This window comes from Streptomyces soli (assembly GCF_003999195.1).
Taxonomy (GTDB): domain Bacteria; phylum Actinomycetota; class Actinomycetes; order Streptomycetales; family Streptomycetaceae; genus Actinacidiphila; species Actinacidiphila soli.
On record NZ_RJVR01000147.1, the window covers coordinates 1 to 15,423 of the forward strand.

General features: G+C 71.3%; 18 protein-coding genes and 1 pseudogene. 9 read left to right on the forward strand and 10 right to left on the reverse strand.

Features of this window, described 5'->3' with window-relative positions; genetic code table 11:
- The 3 genes and pseudogenes from EFK10_RS13030 to EFK10_RS13035 all read left to right on the forward strand — a co-directional run.
- Positions 1-498 (forward strand): annotated as a pseudogene (locus tag EFK10_RS13030) (hypothetical protein); the annotation flags it as partial.
- Positions 499-594: 96 nt separating this feature from the next.
- Positions 595-756, forward strand: coding sequence for a hypothetical protein (locus tag EFK10_RS47350; protein WP_164835969.1), 162 nt, complete (start codon positions 595-597; stop codon positions 754-756).
- Between the two features lie 118 nt (positions 757-874).
- On the forward strand, positions 875-1,606 hold the full coding sequence (locus tag EFK10_RS13035; protein WP_127355875.1) for a lysophospholipid acyltransferase family protein: 732 nt from the start codon (positions 875-877) through the stop codon (positions 1,604-1,606).
- Here the strand turns inward: EFK10_RS13035 and EFK10_RS52020 are convergent.
- Together EFK10_RS52020 and EFK10_RS13040 are read right to left on the reverse strand one after the other, a co-directional pair.
- Entirely contained in the window at positions 1,596-1,718 is a 123-nt protein-coding gene (locus tag EFK10_RS52020; RefSeq protein WP_265737507.1) for an MFS transporter small subunit, read from the reverse strand. The two genes, EFK10_RS13035 and EFK10_RS52020, sit on opposite strands and share 11 nt — an antisense overlap.
- Positions 1,715-3,109, reverse strand: coding sequence for an L-lactate MFS transporter (locus tag EFK10_RS13040; RefSeq protein ID WP_127355876.1), 1,395 nt, complete (start codon positions 3,107-3,109; stop codon positions 1,715-1,717). Before EFK10_RS13040 ends, EFK10_RS52020 begins: the two co-directional genes overlap by 4 nt.
- 133 nt (positions 3,110-3,242) lie before the next feature.
- On the opposite strand from EFK10_RS13040, the gene EFK10_RS13045 reads away from it, so the two are divergent.
- From EFK10_RS13045 to EFK10_RS13065, 5 genes are all read left to right on the forward strand, one after another.
- Positions 3,243-4,919 (forward strand): L-lactate permease, encoded by a 1,677-nt coding sequence (locus EFK10_RS13045; protein ID WP_127355877.1) that lies wholly within the window; start codon positions 3,243-3,245, stop codon positions 4,917-4,919.
- Positions 4,920-5,003: 84 nt separating this feature from the next.
- A complete protein-coding gene (locus tag EFK10_RS13050) occupies positions 5,004-6,074 on the forward strand; it encodes an NAD-dependent epimerase/dehydratase family protein (protein WP_127355878.1) in 1,071 nt (356 codons plus the stop codon).
- Between the two features lie 33 nt (positions 6,075-6,107).
- On the forward strand, positions 6,108-6,410 hold the full coding sequence (locus EFK10_RS13055; protein WP_127355879.1) for an ArsR/SmtB family transcription factor: 303 nt from the start codon (positions 6,108-6,110) through the stop codon (positions 6,408-6,410).
- A 13-nt stretch (positions 6,411-6,423) separates the two neighbouring features.
- Positions 6,424-6,594, forward strand: a complete 171-nt coding sequence (locus EFK10_RS13060) for a YbaK/EbsC family protein (RefSeq protein ID WP_206305434.1) — start codon at positions 6,424-6,426, stop codon at positions 6,592-6,594.
- The gene (locus tag EFK10_RS13065) at positions 6,591-6,950 is read left to right on the forward strand and encodes a cupin domain-containing protein (RefSeq protein ID WP_127355880.1); all 360 of its coding nucleotides are present in this window, start codon (positions 6,591-6,593) and stop codon (positions 6,948-6,950) included. The genes EFK10_RS13060 and EFK10_RS13065 overlap by 4 nt, the downstream gene beginning before the upstream one ends.
- A gap of 132 nt (positions 6,951-7,082) precedes the next feature.
- Here EFK10_RS13065 and EFK10_RS13070 read toward each other — a convergent pair whose 3' ends face one another.
- Together EFK10_RS13070 and EFK10_RS13075 are read right to left on the reverse strand one after the other, a co-directional pair.
- A complete protein-coding gene (locus tag EFK10_RS13070) occupies positions 7,083-8,660 on the reverse strand; it encodes an alpha/beta hydrolase (RefSeq protein WP_127355881.1) in 1,578 nt (525 codons plus the stop codon).
- A 97-nt stretch (positions 8,661-8,757) separates the two neighbouring features.
- Positions 8,758-9,504 carry a CTP synthase C-terminal region-related (seleno)protein gene (locus EFK10_RS13075; protein WP_127355882.1) on the reverse strand — a complete coding sequence of 249 codons (747 nt, stop codon included), beginning with the start codon at positions 9,502-9,504 and terminating at the stop codon, positions 8,758-8,760.
- A 77-nt stretch (positions 9,505-9,581) separates the two neighbouring features.
- On the opposite strand from EFK10_RS13075, the gene EFK10_RS13080 reads away from it, so the two are divergent.
- Complete coding sequence (locus EFK10_RS13080; RefSeq protein WP_127355883.1) at positions 9,582-10,460, forward strand: LysR family transcriptional regulator; 879 nt, start codon at positions 9,582-9,584, stop codon at positions 10,458-10,460.
- A gap of 110 nt (positions 10,461-10,570) precedes the next feature.
- On the opposite strand, the gene EFK10_RS13085 is transcribed toward EFK10_RS13080, so the two are convergent.
- The 6 genes from EFK10_RS13085 to EFK10_RS13110 all read right to left on the reverse strand — a co-directional run bounded on the left by EFK10_RS13085 (position 10,571) and on the right by EFK10_RS13110 (position 15,412).
- Positions 10,571-11,017: a type II toxin-antitoxin system PemK/MazF family toxin gene (locus tag EFK10_RS13085; protein ID WP_127355884.1), complete on the reverse strand. Its 447-nt coding sequence runs from the start codon at positions 11,015-11,017 to the stop codon at positions 10,571-10,573.
- A complete protein-coding gene (locus tag EFK10_RS13090; RefSeq protein ID WP_240677192.1) occupies positions 11,014-11,772 on the reverse strand; it encodes an urease accessory protein UreD in 759 nt (252 codons plus the stop codon). Before EFK10_RS13090 ends, EFK10_RS13085 begins: the two co-directional genes overlap by 4 nt.
- Positions 11,769-12,491, reverse strand: coding sequence for an urease accessory protein UreG (ureG, locus tag EFK10_RS13095; protein ID WP_127355885.1), 723 nt, complete (start codon positions 12,489-12,491; stop codon positions 11,769-11,771). Before ureG ends, EFK10_RS13090 begins: the two co-directional genes overlap by 4 nt.
- Before the next feature lie 18 nt (positions 12,492-12,509).
- Complete coding sequence (locus tag EFK10_RS13100) at positions 12,510-13,232, reverse strand: urease accessory protein UreF (RefSeq protein ID WP_127355886.1); 723 nt, start codon at positions 13,230-13,232, stop codon at positions 12,510-12,512.
- 154 nt (positions 13,233-13,386) lie between these two features.
- Entirely contained in the window at positions 13,387-15,108 is a 1,722-nt protein-coding gene (locus tag EFK10_RS13105) for an urease subunit alpha (RefSeq protein ID WP_127355887.1), read from the reverse strand.
- Entirely contained in the window at positions 15,101-15,412 is a 312-nt protein-coding gene (locus tag EFK10_RS13110; protein WP_127355888.1) for an urease subunit beta, read from the reverse strand. The genes EFK10_RS13105 and EFK10_RS13110 overlap by 8 nt, the downstream gene beginning before the upstream one ends.
- Between the last annotated feature and the right edge of the window lie 11 nt (positions 15,413-15,423).

The window sequence follows — 15,423 nt, forward strand, 5'->3', positions numbered from 1 at the left end:
CGCCGCCGGGGGACGTGGGGGGTGGCGGGCGACGAGACGGCGTACGGCGCCGCGATGCCGATGGCGGCCGCGCCCGCCGCACCGGCGGGGCCGTCGCGCGGTCTGGGCCGCCCGGCGCCCGCGATCGGTCTGGGCGCGGGCGGACGTATGCGGCAGGAGGTCTACCGGGACGACCGGCCGCTGTCCGACTGGCGGGAGCGCGCTTCGGGCCGGGTCTTCGTCCACCTGGCGACCGCGCCGCAGTGGCGGCAGATCACCGGTGAGGCCCCGCCGACATCGCCGGTGGACCGGGCCGCGTACACCGCGGCGGGTCTGCCGTGGTTCGACTACTACGACGCCGACGCGGAGGATCTGCCGGCAGCCGGCCCGCTGACCGGGGTCAAGCCGGTCGGCGACTGGCTGGGCGACGACGAGCAGCCCTGGGCGGAACCGCAGCCCGGCCAGGTCCACAAGCTCAAGGACGACAACGGCGGTCAGGTCACCGACGGCGACTGGTAGCCCGGCAGTCTCTCGCTGCACGGCAGTGGCGCCCGGGCGCGCGGAGGGCGACCATGGAAGCCCGGTGGCCCTGTGGCCGCGGGGAGGAGGGCACCGATGCAGCCGGCGGCGAAGGCGATGGCGGTATGCACCATGGCATGCCTGGTGGCGATCACCGCGTACACCGTGGTGCTCGGAGCGAACGGCTGGCTGTGGTTCGCGTGGGTGGTGCTGGGGGTCACGACGGCCGGCGTACTCGCGATCAAGGTGCCGCGCTGAGCCGCCCGGCACACGGCGGGCCTGCACGGCCCCGTCGCGTCACCCAGGTTCACGCACTACCCTGCCCGTCAGCGTGGGCGGGGCGTACTCCCGCACGGATCCAGGGGAGGCGCCTGCCATGTTCTACCGCGTGCTGAAATACGTACTGCTCGGGCCGCTGCTGCGGCTGCTGTTCCGGCCCAGGATCGAGGGGCTGGAGAACATCCCGGACGAGGGTGCGGCGATCATCGCGGGCAACCACCTGTCCTTCTCCGACCACTTTCTGATGCCGGCGATCCTGCCGCGCCGGATCACCTTCCTGGCCAAGCAGGAGTACTTCACCGGTCCGGGGATCAAGGGCCGGCTGGTCGCGGCGTTCTTCCGCAGCGCGGGTCAGATCCCGGTGGACCGCTCGGGCGGCAAGGCGGGCGAGAACGCGCTCCGGGAAGGCCTGGGGGTGCTGGGGCGCGGTGAGCTGCTGGGCATCTACCCGGAGGGCACCCGGTCGCACGACGGGCGGCTCTACAAGGGGCGGGTCGGGGTCGCGAAGATGGCGCTCGCCGCCCAGGTGCCGGTGATCCCGTGCGCGATGGTGGGCACGTTCGAGATCCAGCCGGCGGGCCGGGTCGTGCCGCGGATCCGGCGGGTGACGATCCGCTTCGGGAAGCCACTGGAGTTCTCGCGGTTCTCCGGGATGGATGGCGAGCGCTTCGTGGTGCGGTCGGTCACCGACGAGATCATGTACGCGATCCTCGGCATGTCCGGGCAGGAGTACGTCGACCGCTACGCCACGGACGTCAAGGCGGAGGAGGCCAAGGCCGCCAAAGCCAAGGCGGCCAAGGCCAGGGCCAAGGGCCCGGTCAGCCGCTGAAGAGCTTGGCGACCTTCAGACCCAGCTCGTACAGGCCGTAGGCGAAGGGCAGTCCGACCCAGAGCCACGCCAGCACGATCAGCGGGCGGCGGTCCTTGACGGGGGTGCTCATGCGGCGGCCCCTCCTTCGGTGACGGCGGCGCGGGCGGGCGCGTCGGGGGCGGTCGGCTCGTGGAAGCGGGGGTTGACGGGCCGTACGAGTTCGTTGGCGACGAAGCCGACGACCAGCAGGCCGACCATGATGTAGACGGACACGGTGTACAGCGCGGGGCCGGTACGCCCGGCCGACTTCTGGGCGTCGGCGACGGCGTTGACGATGAGCGGGCCGAGGACGCCGGCGGTGGACCAGGCGGTGAGCAGCCGGCCGTGGATGGCGCCGACCTGGTAGGTGCCGAAGAGGTCCTTGAGATAGGCGGGGATGGTGGCGAACCCGCCTCCGTAGAAGGACAGGATGAGCATCGTGCAGAGGATGAACAGCGGCTTGGACGCGTTACCCGCGATCGCGATGACGAGGTAGCTGAGGGCGCCCGCGCCGAGGTAGAGGCGGTAGACGTTCTTGCGGCCGATCAGGTCGGAGGTGCTGGACCAGACGAAGCGGCCCGACATGTTGGCGAGCGAGAGCACGGCGACGAAGCCGGCGGCCGCCGAGATGCCGACGGGCGCCGAGGTGCCGGAGAAGAAGTCCGTCACCATGGGGGCGGCCTTCTCCAGGATGCCGATGCCTGCCGTGACGTTGCAGCACAGCAGCACCCACAGGCACCAGAACTGCGGCGTACGGATGGCGTTGCGGGCCGACACGTCGGCGCCGCTGATCAGGGGCCGCACGGTGGACGGGGCGGGGGCGGTCCATCCTGCGGGCTTCCAGCCGTCCGGCGGTACGCGCACCAGCAGGACGCCCAGCGACATGAAGACGGCATAGACGAGCCCGTGGACGAGGAAGGCCTGCGCGATGCCGGAGGAGTCCGGGCCGAAGGACTTCAGCATCTGGGCGGACCAGGGCGAGGCGATCAGCGCGCCGCCGCCGAAGCCCATGATGGCGATGCCGGTCGCCATGCCGGGCCGGTCGGGGAACCACTTGATGAGCGTGGAGACCGGCGAGATGTAGCCGACGCCCAGCCCGATCCCGCCGACGAAGCCGTAGCCGAGGACGACCAGCCAGTACTGGCGGGTGGCGGCGCCGAGCGAGGCGATCAGGAAGCCGGAGGAGAAGCAGATCAGGGACACGCACATCGCCCAGCGCGGGCCGTTGCGCTCGACGAGAGTGCCGCCGAAGGCGGCGGACAGGCCGAGCATGACGATGGCGAGTTGGAAGGGCAGGGCGCTGAGTGTGCCTGACAGGTGGAGCGAGGTCTCCAGCGGCGGCTTGAAGACGCTCCAGGCGTAGGCCTGGCCGATCGCGAGGTGGATGGACAGCGCGGCGGGCGGCACCAGCCAGCGGCTCCAGCCCGGCGGGGCCACGCTCCGTGAACGGTCGAGGACATCAGGTACGGCCCAAGAAGTCATCTGTGCCTCCGCATTGACGTGCCCGGCATGCGGAAGCAGTATTCCGGGACGGGTGCGCGGGCGTCGAGGGTTTTCGCGGCGATCTTGTGTCAATCATGTGTCATGACTTCCTCAAATGAGAGGGATGGTTGGCGTGTACGAGCAAGTGCTCAACCCCGTCGGCGGATCAGGCCTCTGGTCGTCGGTGGTCGCGGCCCTGCCTCTGCTGGCGGTGTTCGTCCTGCTCGGCAGCGGGCGGCTGCGCGCCCACTGGACCGCGCTCGCAGGGCTCGCGGTCGCCCTCGTCCTGGCCGTCTGGGTCTACGGGATGCCCGCCGGGCAGGCGGTGTCGGCGGCCCTCGAGGGCGCGGCGTTCGGGCTCTTCCCGATCATGTGGATCGTGGTCAACGCCCTCTGGATCTACCGGATGACCGTGGACAGCGGCCACTTCGACGTCCTGCGCCGCTCCTTCGGCAGAGTCTCCGACGACCAGCGGCTGCAGGCCGTCGTCATCGCCTTCTGCTTCGGCGCCCTCCTCGAGGCACTGGCCGGCTTCGGCACCCCCGTCGCCGTCACCTCGGTCATGCTCATCGCCGTCGGCTTCACCCCGCTGCGCGCGGCGGTGGTCGCGCTGGTCGCCAACACCGCGCCGGTCGCGTACGGGGCCATCGCCACGCCCGTCATCACCCTGTCCAATGTCACCGGCTACTCGGTGCGCGACCTCGGCGCCACGATCGGGCGGCAGACCCCGGTGCTCGCGGTGCTGGTGCCGCTGGTCCTGGTCTTCATCGTGGACGGACGGCGCGGGCTGCGGGAGACCTGGCAGCCCGCGCTGCTGGGCGGGCTGGTGTTCGGCATCGCCCAGTTCGCCTGCGCCTCGTACGGGCCCGTGGAGCTCACCGACATCGTTGCCGCGCTCGCCTCGGCGGCGGTGCTGGTCGGCTGGACCCGGCTGCCGCACGCACGCCGCACCCGCGAGGCGTCCGCCGACGAGCCGCCGGGCGCCGACGGCGGCGGCGGCGCTACGGAAGCGGAAGCAGATGCGGGCGCCACGCTCACCACAGTCCGGGCCACGCCGCCGGTGACCGACGCTCCCGCGGAGGTCGTACGCGCCTATGCTCCGTACGCCGCGATCATCGCCGTCTTCTCCGTCGCCCAGATCCCGGCGGCGAAGGAGCTGCTGGCCAAGGGCGTGCACGCCTTCGCCTGGCCGGGGCTGTATGTGGTCAACGCGGCCGGCAAGCCGGTCAGCTTCAGCACGTACAACTTCAACTGGCTGCCGGCCGGGGGCACCCTGCTCCTCCTGGCCGGGGTGATCTCGGCGGTGGTTCTGGGCGTCCGCCCGGGCCCGGCTGTGCGGGCGTACGGTGCGAACCTGCGGCAGCTCGCGCCCGCCATCGCCACGGTGGCGTGCGTGCTGGGGCTCGCGTATGTGATGAACCTGTCCGGGCAGACGGCCACCATCGGCCACGCCCTCGCCAGCGCTACCGTGATCCTGGCGGTGCTCTCCCCCGTACTCGGCTGGATCGGCACCGCGATCACCGGTTCCGACACCTCCTCCAACGCGCTGTTCGGCACCCTGCAGGTGACGGCCGCGAAGGGCGCCGGCCTGTCCCCCACGCTGCTGGCGGCCGCGAACAGCTCGGGTGGTGTCCTGGGCAAGATGGTCTCCCCGCAGAACCTGGCGATCGTGGCCGCGGCGGCCCATCTGCACGGCCAGGAGGGGCGGATCTTCCGCCGGGTGGTCGGCTACAGCGCCGGGATGCTCGTCTTCCTCTGTCTGCTGGTGTGGCTCCAGTCCACGGCCGCGCTGTCCTGGATGCTGCCCTGACCGGCGGCACTTTGCGCTGACGGCGGATCAGCGCAGGGCGAACGTCGCTGGGAGCGGGCGGTGATCGCCCGTAGCGTCCGGCGTATGACAGAGACAGCGAGCTCAGCAGGTGCGACAGGATCGGCGTTCGTGATCGGGGCGACCGGGCAGATCGGGCGGGCGGCGGTGCGCGCCCTCGCCGAGGACGGCTGGGAGGTGCGGGCGGCCTCACGCGGCGGAGGCGGCGACGAGGCCTGGCCGGAAGGCGTACGGAGCGTACGCGTGGACCGGGGGGACAGCGAAGCACTGACGGCGGCGCTCGGCGACGGCTGCGATGTGCTGCTGGACTGCGTCGCATACGACGCGGGCCACGCCCAGCAGTTGCTGGGCCTGGCGGACCGGATCGGCTCGGCGGTCGTCATCTCCAGCGCGGCCGTGTACGAGGACGAGCGCGGCCGCAGCTTCGACACGCAGGATCAGCCGGACGGCTTCCCGGAATACCCCGTGCCGGTTCCGGAGACGTACCGGACCGTGGCACCGAGCGACCTCAGCTACGGCACGAAGAAGGTCGCCCTGGAGCGGGAGTTGCTCGCGGCGGGCGACCGGCTGCCCACGACGCTGCTGCGGGCGGGCGCCATCCACGGACCGTACAGCCCGACGCTGCGCGAGCTGTGGTTCATCAAGCGGGTGCTGGACAAGCGGCCCGTGCGGGTGCTCGCATGGGGCGGCGAGAGCCGCTTCAGTCCCGCGAGCTCTTCCAACATCGCCGAACTGGTGCGGCTCGCGGCGCGCAAGCCGGGCTCCCGGGTTCTCAACGCCGTCGATCCGCGCACCCCGACCGTGGCGGAGATCGGCGCGGCGATCGATGCCGCGATGGAATACTCGTGCGAGACGATCCTCGTGGACGGACCGCCCCCGGTGGACCATGTCGGCGAGAGCGGGTGGTCGGTGCCCCGACCGCTGGTGTTCGGCATGGCCGCAGCGGAGCGCGAGCTGGACTACCGGGCGGTGACGACGTACGAGGACTCGCTGCCGGCCACGATCGCCTGGACTGTGCACGCCCTGCGCGAGCGCGACTGGCGTGAGGTGTTCCCCGTCCTGGCGGAGCGGGCGAAGACGCAGGGCGATCCGTTCGACTATGCCGCCGAGGACCGCTGGCTCGCCGGGCGCCCTTGACATCCGTATAGGCAATTAGCAAACTGGCTAATCGTGCTCCCTGTCGACGTACTCAAAGCCCTCGCCAGCGAGCGCCGGCTGCAGATCCTGGAATGGCTCAAGGACCCGGTCCGCCACTTCCCGCCGCAGACGGACGGCGACCTGGTGCGCGACGGGGTGTGCGGGCTCTTCATCGCCGAGAAGCTCGGCGTGAGCCAACCGGTCGCGGGTGAGCATCTGAAGGCCCTGTCGCGCACCGGACTGATCCACGGGACCCGGATCAAGCAGTGGGTCTTCTACCGGCGTGACGAGGACCGTATCGACGAGGTCAGGCGCACGATCCACGACGAGCTGTAGGCGGGTAGCGGGTATGGGCGAGCACGACGAGCGGCTCGAGCCGGTGGTCGACCCGGCCCTGCTGGAGCACGAGGAGATCAACAACGCGGCCCGTCTCGACCGCTCTCTGGCGCTGTCCGCGAAGGACTACGTACGGATCGCGCAACCGAGGCTGGAATCTATTTCGGAGGTAGCAGCGGTATGAGCGACAACAAGCTGAACATCAGCACCGTGATGGACGCAGTACCGGAGAAGTGGCTCCCCCACGTCCTCGCGGAGGTCAACGACTACGACGTCAAGGTCGCCAACGTCGAGGGCGACTTCGACGAGCATATCCACGCGGACACCGACGAGTTCTTCCTCGTCCTCGCCGGACGGCTGCGCCTGGAGTTGCCCCACGGGACGGTGACGCTGGACCCGCTGGATGTCTACACGGTCCCCAAGGGCACCCCGCACCGCCCGCACGCCGACCAGGGCACCCGGATCCTGATGTTCGAGCCCCGCGGCACGGTCAACACCGGCGACGGGAGCGAGGGGACCACGGGCATCCGGGTCGGCTGATGGCGTACGGACCTTGGGATCAGAGCCAGCCGTCGAGGCCAGTGAGGAAGGCGTCGAGGCTCGCCTCCGGTGCCGCACCCCGGGGTTCCGGGGTGCGGCACCGTCCGTATCTCAGGTCCAGGCGGTCCTGGGTCAGCTCGTGGCCGGCACCGGAGCGGCGTGGGCGGCGCATTCGACGTCGTGGCCGTCGAGGGTGCCGCTGAGGAGGTAGGAGTTGACGCGGTCGTTGATGCAGGGGTTGACGAGGCCGGTGACGCCGTGGGAGCCGGCGTCCTTCTCGGTGATGAGCTCGGATCCCTTGAGGCGGTGGTGGAGTTCGACGCCGCCGGAGTAGGGGGTGGCGGCGTCGCGGGTGCTCTGGACGATGAGGACCTTCGGCAGGCCGTGGTGGGTGCGCACGTCCACCGGGGTCTGCTGGGGGACGCCCCACGTGGCGCAGGGGAGGTTCATCCAGGCGTTGGACCAGGTGAGGAAGGGGTACTTGGCGTTGAGCGCGGTGTTGTCGCGGTCCCACTTCTGCCAACTGGTCGGCCACTTGGCGTCGGTGCACTCGACGGCGGTGTAGACGGCGTTGCCGTTCTCCGAGGAGATGTTGCCCGCGGTGTCGGTCATGTCGGGGCCGGCCGCGTCGACGAGGGCCTGGGTGTCACCGGCGAGGTACTTGCTCCACACCCCGGCCACGGTGGCCCAGGAGGAGTCGTAGTACGGGGCGCTCTGGAAGAAGCCCAGCAGCTCCGCCGGGCCGACAACGCCGCCGATGGGCTTCTGCTTCGCGGTTGCGCGGAGCGCGTCCCACTGGGCCTGGACCTTCTTGGGCGTGTCGCCGATGTGGTAGACGGAGTCGTACTTGGCGACCCACGCCTTCCAGTCGTCCCAGCGGCCCTGGAAGGCCACGTCCTGGTCCAGGTTGTTCTGGTACCAGATCTGGTCCCGGGCCGGGTTGACGACGCTGTCCACGATCATTCGGCGTACGTGTGTCGGGAACAGCGTGGCGTAGACGGCGCCGAGGTAGGTCCCGTACGACACGCCGAGGTAGTTGAGCTTCTTCTCACCGAGCGCGGCGCGGATGACGTCGATGTCGCGGGCAGTGTTCGCCGTGGTCATCTGGGACAGCATGGCGGCGCCGGTGCGCTCAAGGCAGCCCTGCGCGTACTCCTTGGCGAGCTTGCGCTGCGCCGCCTTGTCGGACTCGCTGTCCGGGACCGGGTCGGCCTTGGGCGCCTTGACGAACTCCTGCGGGTCCTCGCAGGAGATGGGCGCGGAGTGGCCGACGCCGCGCGGGTCGAAGCCCACGAAGTCGTACGCCTTGGCCACGCTCGTCCAGAGCGCGCTCTTGGTGGTGACCCGGCGCGGGAAGCGCATCCCCGAGCCGCCGGGGCCGCCGGGGTTGTAGAGGAGGGAGCCCTGGCGATCGGCCGAGGTTCCGGTGTTGCCGATGCGGTCGACCGCGATCTTGATGGTCTTGCCGTTGGGCTTGGCGTAGTCGACCGGGACGGTGACGTAGCCGCACTGGATGGGGGCTTCGAACCCCCAGCCGGCGGGACACGCGGCCCAGTCGATGCCCGCCTTCGCGGCGCGGGCCGCGGCGATCTGCTCCCCGTGCGCCTCGGCCCGGCCGCCGGGTACGCGGTCCCCGGCCGTGGCCGTCGTCGGTGCGGCGACAGCCACGGCGCCCGCTATCAGGGCGCTCGTGACGCCCAGCACTGTCATGCGTCTCACGATGTGGTTTTCCCCCTGCTGTAGTGCCGCTTATGGCGGCAGTGATCGCAGAACTGCAAGGGGATCTTTTCGTACAGGTATTTCTTAATCAACCCACAGGCTTGGTCAGACTTCTGGCCGCCGCTCGCTCAACCGCCGCTTCGGCGAAGCCGCGGATGAACGGATGCGGCACGGAACCGTCGCCGGCCAGCTCCGGCTGGAAGAGGGTGGCCAGGAAGAAGGAGTGGTCGGGGAGTTCGAGGATGCGCGGCTCACCGTCGGCGTCATGGCCGGTGAACCGCAGTCCCTGGGCCTGGAGGTCGCCCAGACGGGCGGAGTTGGGGCCGTAGGCGCAGTGGTAGCGCTCCAACGACTCGGTCGCGCCGAGCAGCCGCTGCGCGCGGGTGCCCGGTGTGATGTGGAGGGCGCCCTCGTGGCCGACGAGGGAGCAGGAGAGCGGGACGATCACAAGGTCCTCGGCTGCCGCGTCGGGGTCGTTCTCGGCATGCCGGGAGTGGGCGGCGCCGCAGACGTTGCGGGCGAACTCGAGGACGACGTGCTGGAAGCCGCCGCAGGTGCCCAGGAGCGGGATGCCGCCCTCGCGGGCCGTACGGATGGCGGCTAGTACGCCGGCCTCACTGCGGTACGGACTGCCGGGCAGCAGCCAGACAGCGTCGAAGCCCTCGACGGCGCCGGGCTGTTCGGCGTCCTCGGTGGGAAGCCAGTACGCGTCCATGACCAGGCCCTCGCGCCGGCGCAGCGCTTCGAGGAGCAGCGGGACGCGCTGATGGGACCGGACATTCTCGGAGCGATCGCCGACAAGGGCGAGTCGGGCGGCGGGGACTGGAGAGGTCATGTGCTCATCCTGGAGCCCGGCTCCGCATCAGGTCCAACGATGATATGTGCACCGTCCATCAGGGATACTTATCATCCATGGATCCGCACCTGCTCCGCACCTTCAGCGCCGTGGCCCGCTGCGCCTCCTTCTCGGGCGCGGCACGCGAACTCGGCTACACCCAGTCAGCCGTCTCCCAGCACATCGCCGCACTGGAGGCCGACCTCGGCGTCGAGCTGCTGAGCCGGCGTCCCGTCGCGCCAACGGAGGCCGGGGTGCGGCTTCTTGAGCACGCCGGGCCGCTGCTGCTGCGGCTGGAGGCGGCGCGCACCGAGGTCGTACGGGCCGGGCGCGCCCCGGCCGCGTCCGTGGTGCTCGGCGCCTCGCCGCTGGCCATGGGCGACCAGGTCGCCTCGGCGCTGGCGCGGCTACGGGTGACCGCTCCGCGTACGGAGGTGACCGTACGGATCCTTGACCGGGCTGCGGTGGTGGCGAGGGTCGCCACGGGCCGGCTGGACGTGGGGGTGGTGGACGGCGCGGCCGCGCCGAGCGATCCGCTGCGGCTGCCGGAGGTGGGGCCGCTGCACGCGCTGCGGTGCGGGGAGGAGGAACTGGTCGTCGCCGTGCCGGACGGCCATCCGCTGGCGAGGCGGCGAGGTGGCGTACGGCTCGAGAGTCTTTCCGCCGGGCTGTGGCTGGACGCACCGGAGGCCGCGGTGCCGCCGCCTGCGGGGGCGGAGGCTTTCCGGATCGCGGTGCGGTGCGAGGGCACCGACGTGCGGGCCCTGCTGGGGCTGGTGCGGGCCGGGCACGGGCTGGCATTGCTGCCGGCGTCGGTGGTCGAGGCGGCGGGTGGGGTGGCGGGAGTGGCGGTGTCCGCGCCACGTCTGGTGCACCGGACGGAGCTGCTGCATCGAAGGGGTCTGGGCGAGGCGGTCCAGGCGCTCATCGGGCTGCTCGTCCCAGCGACACGGTGAACATGGCAGTCACGGCGCATACACAGAGGACAGCTGGAAAAGCCACCACATAACGGATATGAGGGGTCCGGACCCCGGCCCGCGCCTGGCCGGGGTCCGGGCATGTCCGCTCAGCGCCAGCCGTAGCGGTCCTTGAGGCGGTTCGCGACGAGGTTGAAGCGGCCGCGGTCGAGGGCGCAGGCCTCGCGGCGCATGCCGTCGGGGTGGACGCGAAGGACGCGGTCGAGGTTGACCCAGGAGGGGCGGCCGGTACGGTCCCAGGGGCCGATACCGATGGGCTGCCACTCCTGGTCGTCGTTGTGCTCCTTGCTGGAGAGCTGGACGGCCAGGAGGGTGCCGTGTGCCTCACGGGCGACGACGAGGACGGGGCGGTCCTTGCCGCGGCCGTCGTTCTCCTCGAAGGGGACCCAGGTCCAGACGATTTCACCGGGGTCCGGGTCGCCGTCGTGGGCGGGGGCGTACTCCATGCGGACGGAGCCGACGCGGTCCGGGTCGGCTTCCGTGGTGGCGGCCGGGCCGTGGCGTCCGGGGGAATCGCTGTTGATCGTATTGGTCACGGGGCAACGCTAGCCGACAGCAGCCGGCGCAGCCGCAGTCCGTCCGGGGCGACCGCCGTGATGAGGGCGGCGGGACCGGCGAGCGGGGTCAACACCGCCTCGCCTTCGGCCTGGTCGGACGAGAGGACCCGGGGCTCGATCGGCTTGTCGGCGTACTCGGGGTCCACGACGAGGAGTTGGCCGGCGGCGCGGTGGCCGTGCAGCACGGCGGGTCCCGCCCAGCCGGGGGCATTGGGGCCGAAGGACAGCTCCTGGTCGAGCAGCGGGCGGCCGGACAGCCGCACGGTGAGACGGGTGGTGAGGCGGCCGGGGTGTTCCCCGGAGCGGCCGAGGATCTGCTCCTCGCGAAGGACGAGCCGGGCGCCGGGGGCGAGTTCCACGGTGGTGGTCATCCGGAGGTCGCTGCCCTCGGCGGCGATCAGCGGCTCGGGCAGCCAGTGGAGTACGGCGTCCTCGCCGACCGTCAGCCGTACGTCGTAGCGGGCCTGCTCCCCCGTGCGGCCCGGCAGCGACACCGTGGCCGCCGCCGTGCCGATGCGCAGGGCGGCGCCGGGCTCGACCACTGCCTCGATGGCGAGCCGGTCGCCGCCGAGCGGGGCGCTCATCGCACCGACGACGGTGACGTGGGCCTCGGGCCCGGCGGAGCGCGTACGGCGCAGGGCGAGGGGGCCGTCGCCGGTGAGGAGCGGCAGGGCGGTGCCGCCGCGACCATCGGGCGCGGCGGTGAGGCGGGCGGTGGCGTGGACTCCGGTCACGCGGGGACCGCGGTCCAGGCGGTGAGCCGCTCGTGGATCCAGTCGGAGACGGGCGTGACGCCGCCCTCGGCGACCAGGGAGGTGAAGGCGACGGGGAGGTCGCCGCGCTGGGCCTTGGCGTCGCGGGCCATGCGTTCCAGGTCGGAGCCGACGTACGGGGCGAGGTCGGTCTTGTTGATGACGAGGAGGTCTGCGGTGGTGACGCCGGGGCCACCCTTGCGGGGGATGTCGTCGCCGCCTGCGACGTCGATGACGAAGATCTGGGCGTCGACCAGGCCCTTGGAGAAGGTGGCGGTGAGGTTGTCGCCGCCCGACTCGACGAGGATCAGGTCGAGCGGACCGACGGTCTCCTCCAGGTCTTCCACTGCTTCGAGGTTGGCGGAGATGTCGTCCCGGATCGCGGTGTGCGGGCAGGCGCCGGTCTCGACGGCGCTGATCCGCTCGGGGGGCAGGACGGCGTTGCGCAGCAGGTATTCGGCGTCCTCGCGAGTGTAGATGTCGTTGGTGACGACGGCGATGGACAGCCGGTCGCGCAGGGCGCGGCACAGCGCCGCGACGGTGGCGGTCTTGCCGGAGCCGACCGGGCCGCCGAGACCGACACGGAGCGCTCTGCGGGTTCCGTCGGGGCGGGTCGCTGGGGGTCCCCCCGGCGAAGCCAGGGGGAGGCTGCCGTAGGCGTAGCGCTCGGGGTAGTTGTCGTGGTCGAGGTCGAGGTGCATGTCGGCTCCGGTGTTGTGTTACGAGGCGAAGAGGCGTACGGGCCAGGTGGCGTGCTGCTCCGCGTAGATGTCGAGGAGGGGGGCGGAGGCGGCGGGCAGCACGTCCATGCCCTCGTCCAGGGCTCGGTGTGCCGCCTCGGCGGCCTGCGCCGCCACCTCGTCAAGGTCGGGGGTCAGCCGGGCGAGGACGGCGGTGACCGCGAAGGGGTCCAGGCTCAGCAGGCGTACGGCGGCGGTCGCCGGGCCTGTCACGGATTCGTACGCGGCGGCGTGGGCGGCGTCGAGTGGTGTGAGCCCTGCGGCGCGGACGGTGAGTCCGAGTACGACGGGCTGGTGGGCGCCCTGGGGGCGGGCGGCTGCGAGCGCGTCGAGTTCGGGCGAGGGCCAGGCGGCGCGGGCCGCGCGGGTCAGCTGGCGGCCGAGCTTGCGGGCGGTCGTACGGAGGGAGGGCGACGGGGTGCGGGCGTCGGCCGCCTCGTCCAGGAGGAGCGGGTCGAGGCCGGCGGTCGCGGCGGCGGCCAGTGCCGCCGCGACCAGTCCTGAGGTGTGCAGCCTGCCACGGCAGAAGGCCTCGAGTGTGCCGGGGCCGGTGATCCGGCCGGCCTTGACGGCTGCTTCGGCTCCGCCGGAGTGGGCGTGGCCGCCTGCTGGGAAGCGGCCGTCGGCCAGAACGAGGAGCGCCGCTCGGCTTGCCCGGGGTGCCGCTTGTTCGTGGCCGGGTCGGGGCCGCCACCGGGGCATTCCCCCAGCCCTGGCGGCTGGGGGTGCCCCCACCTCGGCGCTCGAACCGCGGGCAGTCCGCATTGGTGCCGTACGCCTGTTCTCGTCGCCTGTGGGGGCACCCCGGCGCACCCCCTCGGCTTGTTCGCGCGGCTGCGGCTCCATCTCATTCATGTCAGAACAGGAAGTACCGCTGGGCCATGGGCAGTTCTGCGGCAGGGGCCGGTTCGATCACGTCGCCGTCGATGCGGACGGTGAAGGTGTCGGGGTCGACCTCTACGCGGGGCAGGGCGTCGTTCTCGCGCATGTCCGCCTTGGTGACCGCGCGCGTGTTCAGGATCGGTACGAATTGCTTGCTGAGCTTCAGCCTCTCGGGCAGACCGTCGTCCAGGGCTGTCTGCGTGACGAAGTTGAAGGAGTTGGAGCCCGGCGCTCGGCCGATCGCGCCGAACATGGGGCGGGGCATGACGGGTTGGGGGGTGGGGATGGAGGCGTTGGCGTCTCCCATTTGCGCGTAGGCGATCTGGCCGCCCTTGATGACGAGTTGGGGCTTGACGCCGAAGAAGGCGGGGTCCCAGAGGACGAGGTCGGCGAGCTTTCCGGGGTCGATGGAGCCGATCTCGGCGTCGAGGCCTTGGGCGACGGCCGGGTTGATGGTGTATTTGGCGACATAGCGACGGGCTCGGAGGTTGTCGGCCCGGCCGTCGCCGGGCAGGGAGCCGCGGCGGTTCTTCATGACGTGCGCGGTCTGCCAGGTGCGCAGGACGACCTCGCCGACCCGGCCCATGGCCTGGGAGTCGGAGGAGATGATCGAGATCGCGCCCATGTCGTGCAGGAAGTCCTCGGCGGCGATGGTCGAGGGCCGGATGCGGGATTCGGCGAAGGCGAGGTCCTCGGGGACGGCCGCGTTGAGGTGGTGGCAGACCATCAGCATGTCGAGGTGTTCGTCGAGGGTGTTGACGGTGTGCGGGCGCGTCGGATTGGTCGACGAGGGCAGGATGTTGGGCTGCGAGACGACGGTGATGATGTCGGGTGCGTGCCCGCCGCCCGCGCCTTCGGTGTGGTAGGCGTGGATGCCGCGTCCGGCGATGGCGGCGAGGGTGTCCTCGACGAAGCCGGCCTCGTTGAGGGTGTCGGTGTGGATGGCGAGTTGGGCGCCGGTGGCCTCGCAGACGTTGAGGCAGGCGTCGATGGCGGCGGGGGTGGAGCCCCAGTCCTCGTGGATCTTGAAGCCGAGGGCGCCGCCGCGCAGTTGGGCGACCATCGACTCGGTGGAGACGGTGTTGCCCTTGCCGAGCAGGCCGAAGTTGACCGGGTAGTGCTCCAGCGCCTCGAACATCCGGGCCAGGTGCCAGGAGCCGGGGGTGATGGTGGTGGCCTTGGTGCCCTCGGCCGGGCCGGTGCCGCCGCCGACGATGGTGGTGATGCCGGCCGAGAGGGCCTCGTCGACGATGGTCGGCGAGATGAAGTGGACGTGGGCGTCGATCGCGCCGGCCGTGATGATCTTGCCGTTGCCGGCGATGATCTCGGTCTCGGGGCCGATGACCAGGTCCGGGTGGACGCCGTCCATCGTCTCGGGGTTGCCCGCCTTGCCGATGGCGGTGATACGGCCGTCGCGGATGCCGATGTCGGCCTTGACGATGCCCCAGTGGTCCAGGATGACCGCGCCGGTGATGACGGTGTCCGGGGTGCCCTGGGCACGCGTGGCGCGGGACTGGCCCATGGACTCGCGGATGACCTTGCCGCCGCCGAACACGACTTCGTCGCCTGAGTTGTTGGGGCCGCCGGAGAGATCCTTCTCGACCTCGATCAGCAGGTTCGTATCGGCGAGTCGTATACGGTCACCGGTGGTAGGCCCGAACAGGTCGGCGTAGACAGCGCGAGACAGCTCAGTCATCGAGGGCACCTCCGGTCTCGCCACGGAGTCCCGCGACGACGCGTTCGCCGCCGAGCGGCACCAGGTCGACCTCGGCCGGGATGCCCGGCTCGAAGCGGACGGCGGTGCCGGCGGCGATGGCCAGGCGCTTGCCACGGGCGGCGGCGCGGTCGAAGTCCAGACCCGGGTTGGCCTCGGCGAAGTGGTAGTGGGAGCCGACCTGGATGGGGCGGTCGGCGGAGTTCAGGACGGTCAGGCGGGTGACCTGCTTGCCCTCGTTCAGGACGATCGGCTCGTCCGCGTAGAGGATCTCTCCCGGGATCATGGGCCGGCCCC

Coding starts and splice junctions, on each gene's coding strand:
- EFK10_RS47350 (WP_164835969.1), top strand. CDS start 595: ATGCAGCCGGCGGCGAAGGCGATGGCGGTATGCACCATGGCATGCCTG.
- EFK10_RS13035 (WP_127355875.1), top strand. CDS start 875: ATGTTCTACCGCGTGCTGAAATACGTACTGCTCGGGCCGCTGCTGCGG.
- EFK10_RS52020 (WP_265737507.1), bottom strand. CDS start 1,718: ATGAGCACCCCCGTCAAGGACCGCCGCCCGCTGATCGTGCTGGCGTGG.
- EFK10_RS13040 (WP_127355876.1), bottom strand. CDS start 3,109: ATGACTTCTTGGGCCGTACCTGATGTCCTCGACCGTTCACGGAGCGTG.
- EFK10_RS13050 (WP_127355878.1), top strand. CDS start 5,004: ATGACAGAGACAGCGAGCTCAGCAGGTGCGACAGGATCGGCGTTCGTG.
- EFK10_RS13060 (WP_206305434.1), top strand. CDS start 6,424: ATGGGCGAGCACGACGAGCGGCTCGAGCCGGTGGTCGACCCGGCCCTG.
- EFK10_RS13065 (WP_127355880.1), top strand. CDS start 6,591: ATGAGCGACAACAAGCTGAACATCAGCACCGTGATGGACGCAGTACCG.
- EFK10_RS13070 (WP_127355881.1), bottom strand. CDS start 8,660: ATGACAGTGCTGGGCGTCACGAGCGCCCTGATAGCGGGCGCCGTGGCT.
- EFK10_RS13075 (WP_127355882.1), bottom strand. CDS start 9,504: ATGACCTCTCCAGTCCCCGCCGCCCGACTCGCCCTTGTCGGCGATCGC.
- EFK10_RS13080 (WP_127355883.1), top strand. CDS start 9,582: ATGGATCCGCACCTGCTCCGCACCTTCAGCGCCGTGGCCCGCTGCGCC.
- ureG (WP_127355885.1), bottom strand. CDS start 12,491: ATGCACCTCGACCTCGACCACGACAACTACCCCGAGCGCTACGCCTAC.
- EFK10_RS13100 (WP_127355886.1), bottom strand. CDS start 13,232: ATGCCCCGGTGGCGGCCCCGACCCGGCCACGAACAAGCGGCACCCCGG.
- EFK10_RS13105 (WP_127355887.1), bottom strand. CDS start 15,108: ATGACTGAGCTGTCTCGCGCTGTCTACGCCGACCTGTTCGGGCCTACC.
- EFK10_RS13110 (WP_127355888.1), bottom strand. CDS start 15,412: ATGATCCCGGGAGAGATCCTCTACGCGGACGAGCCGATCGTCCTGAAC.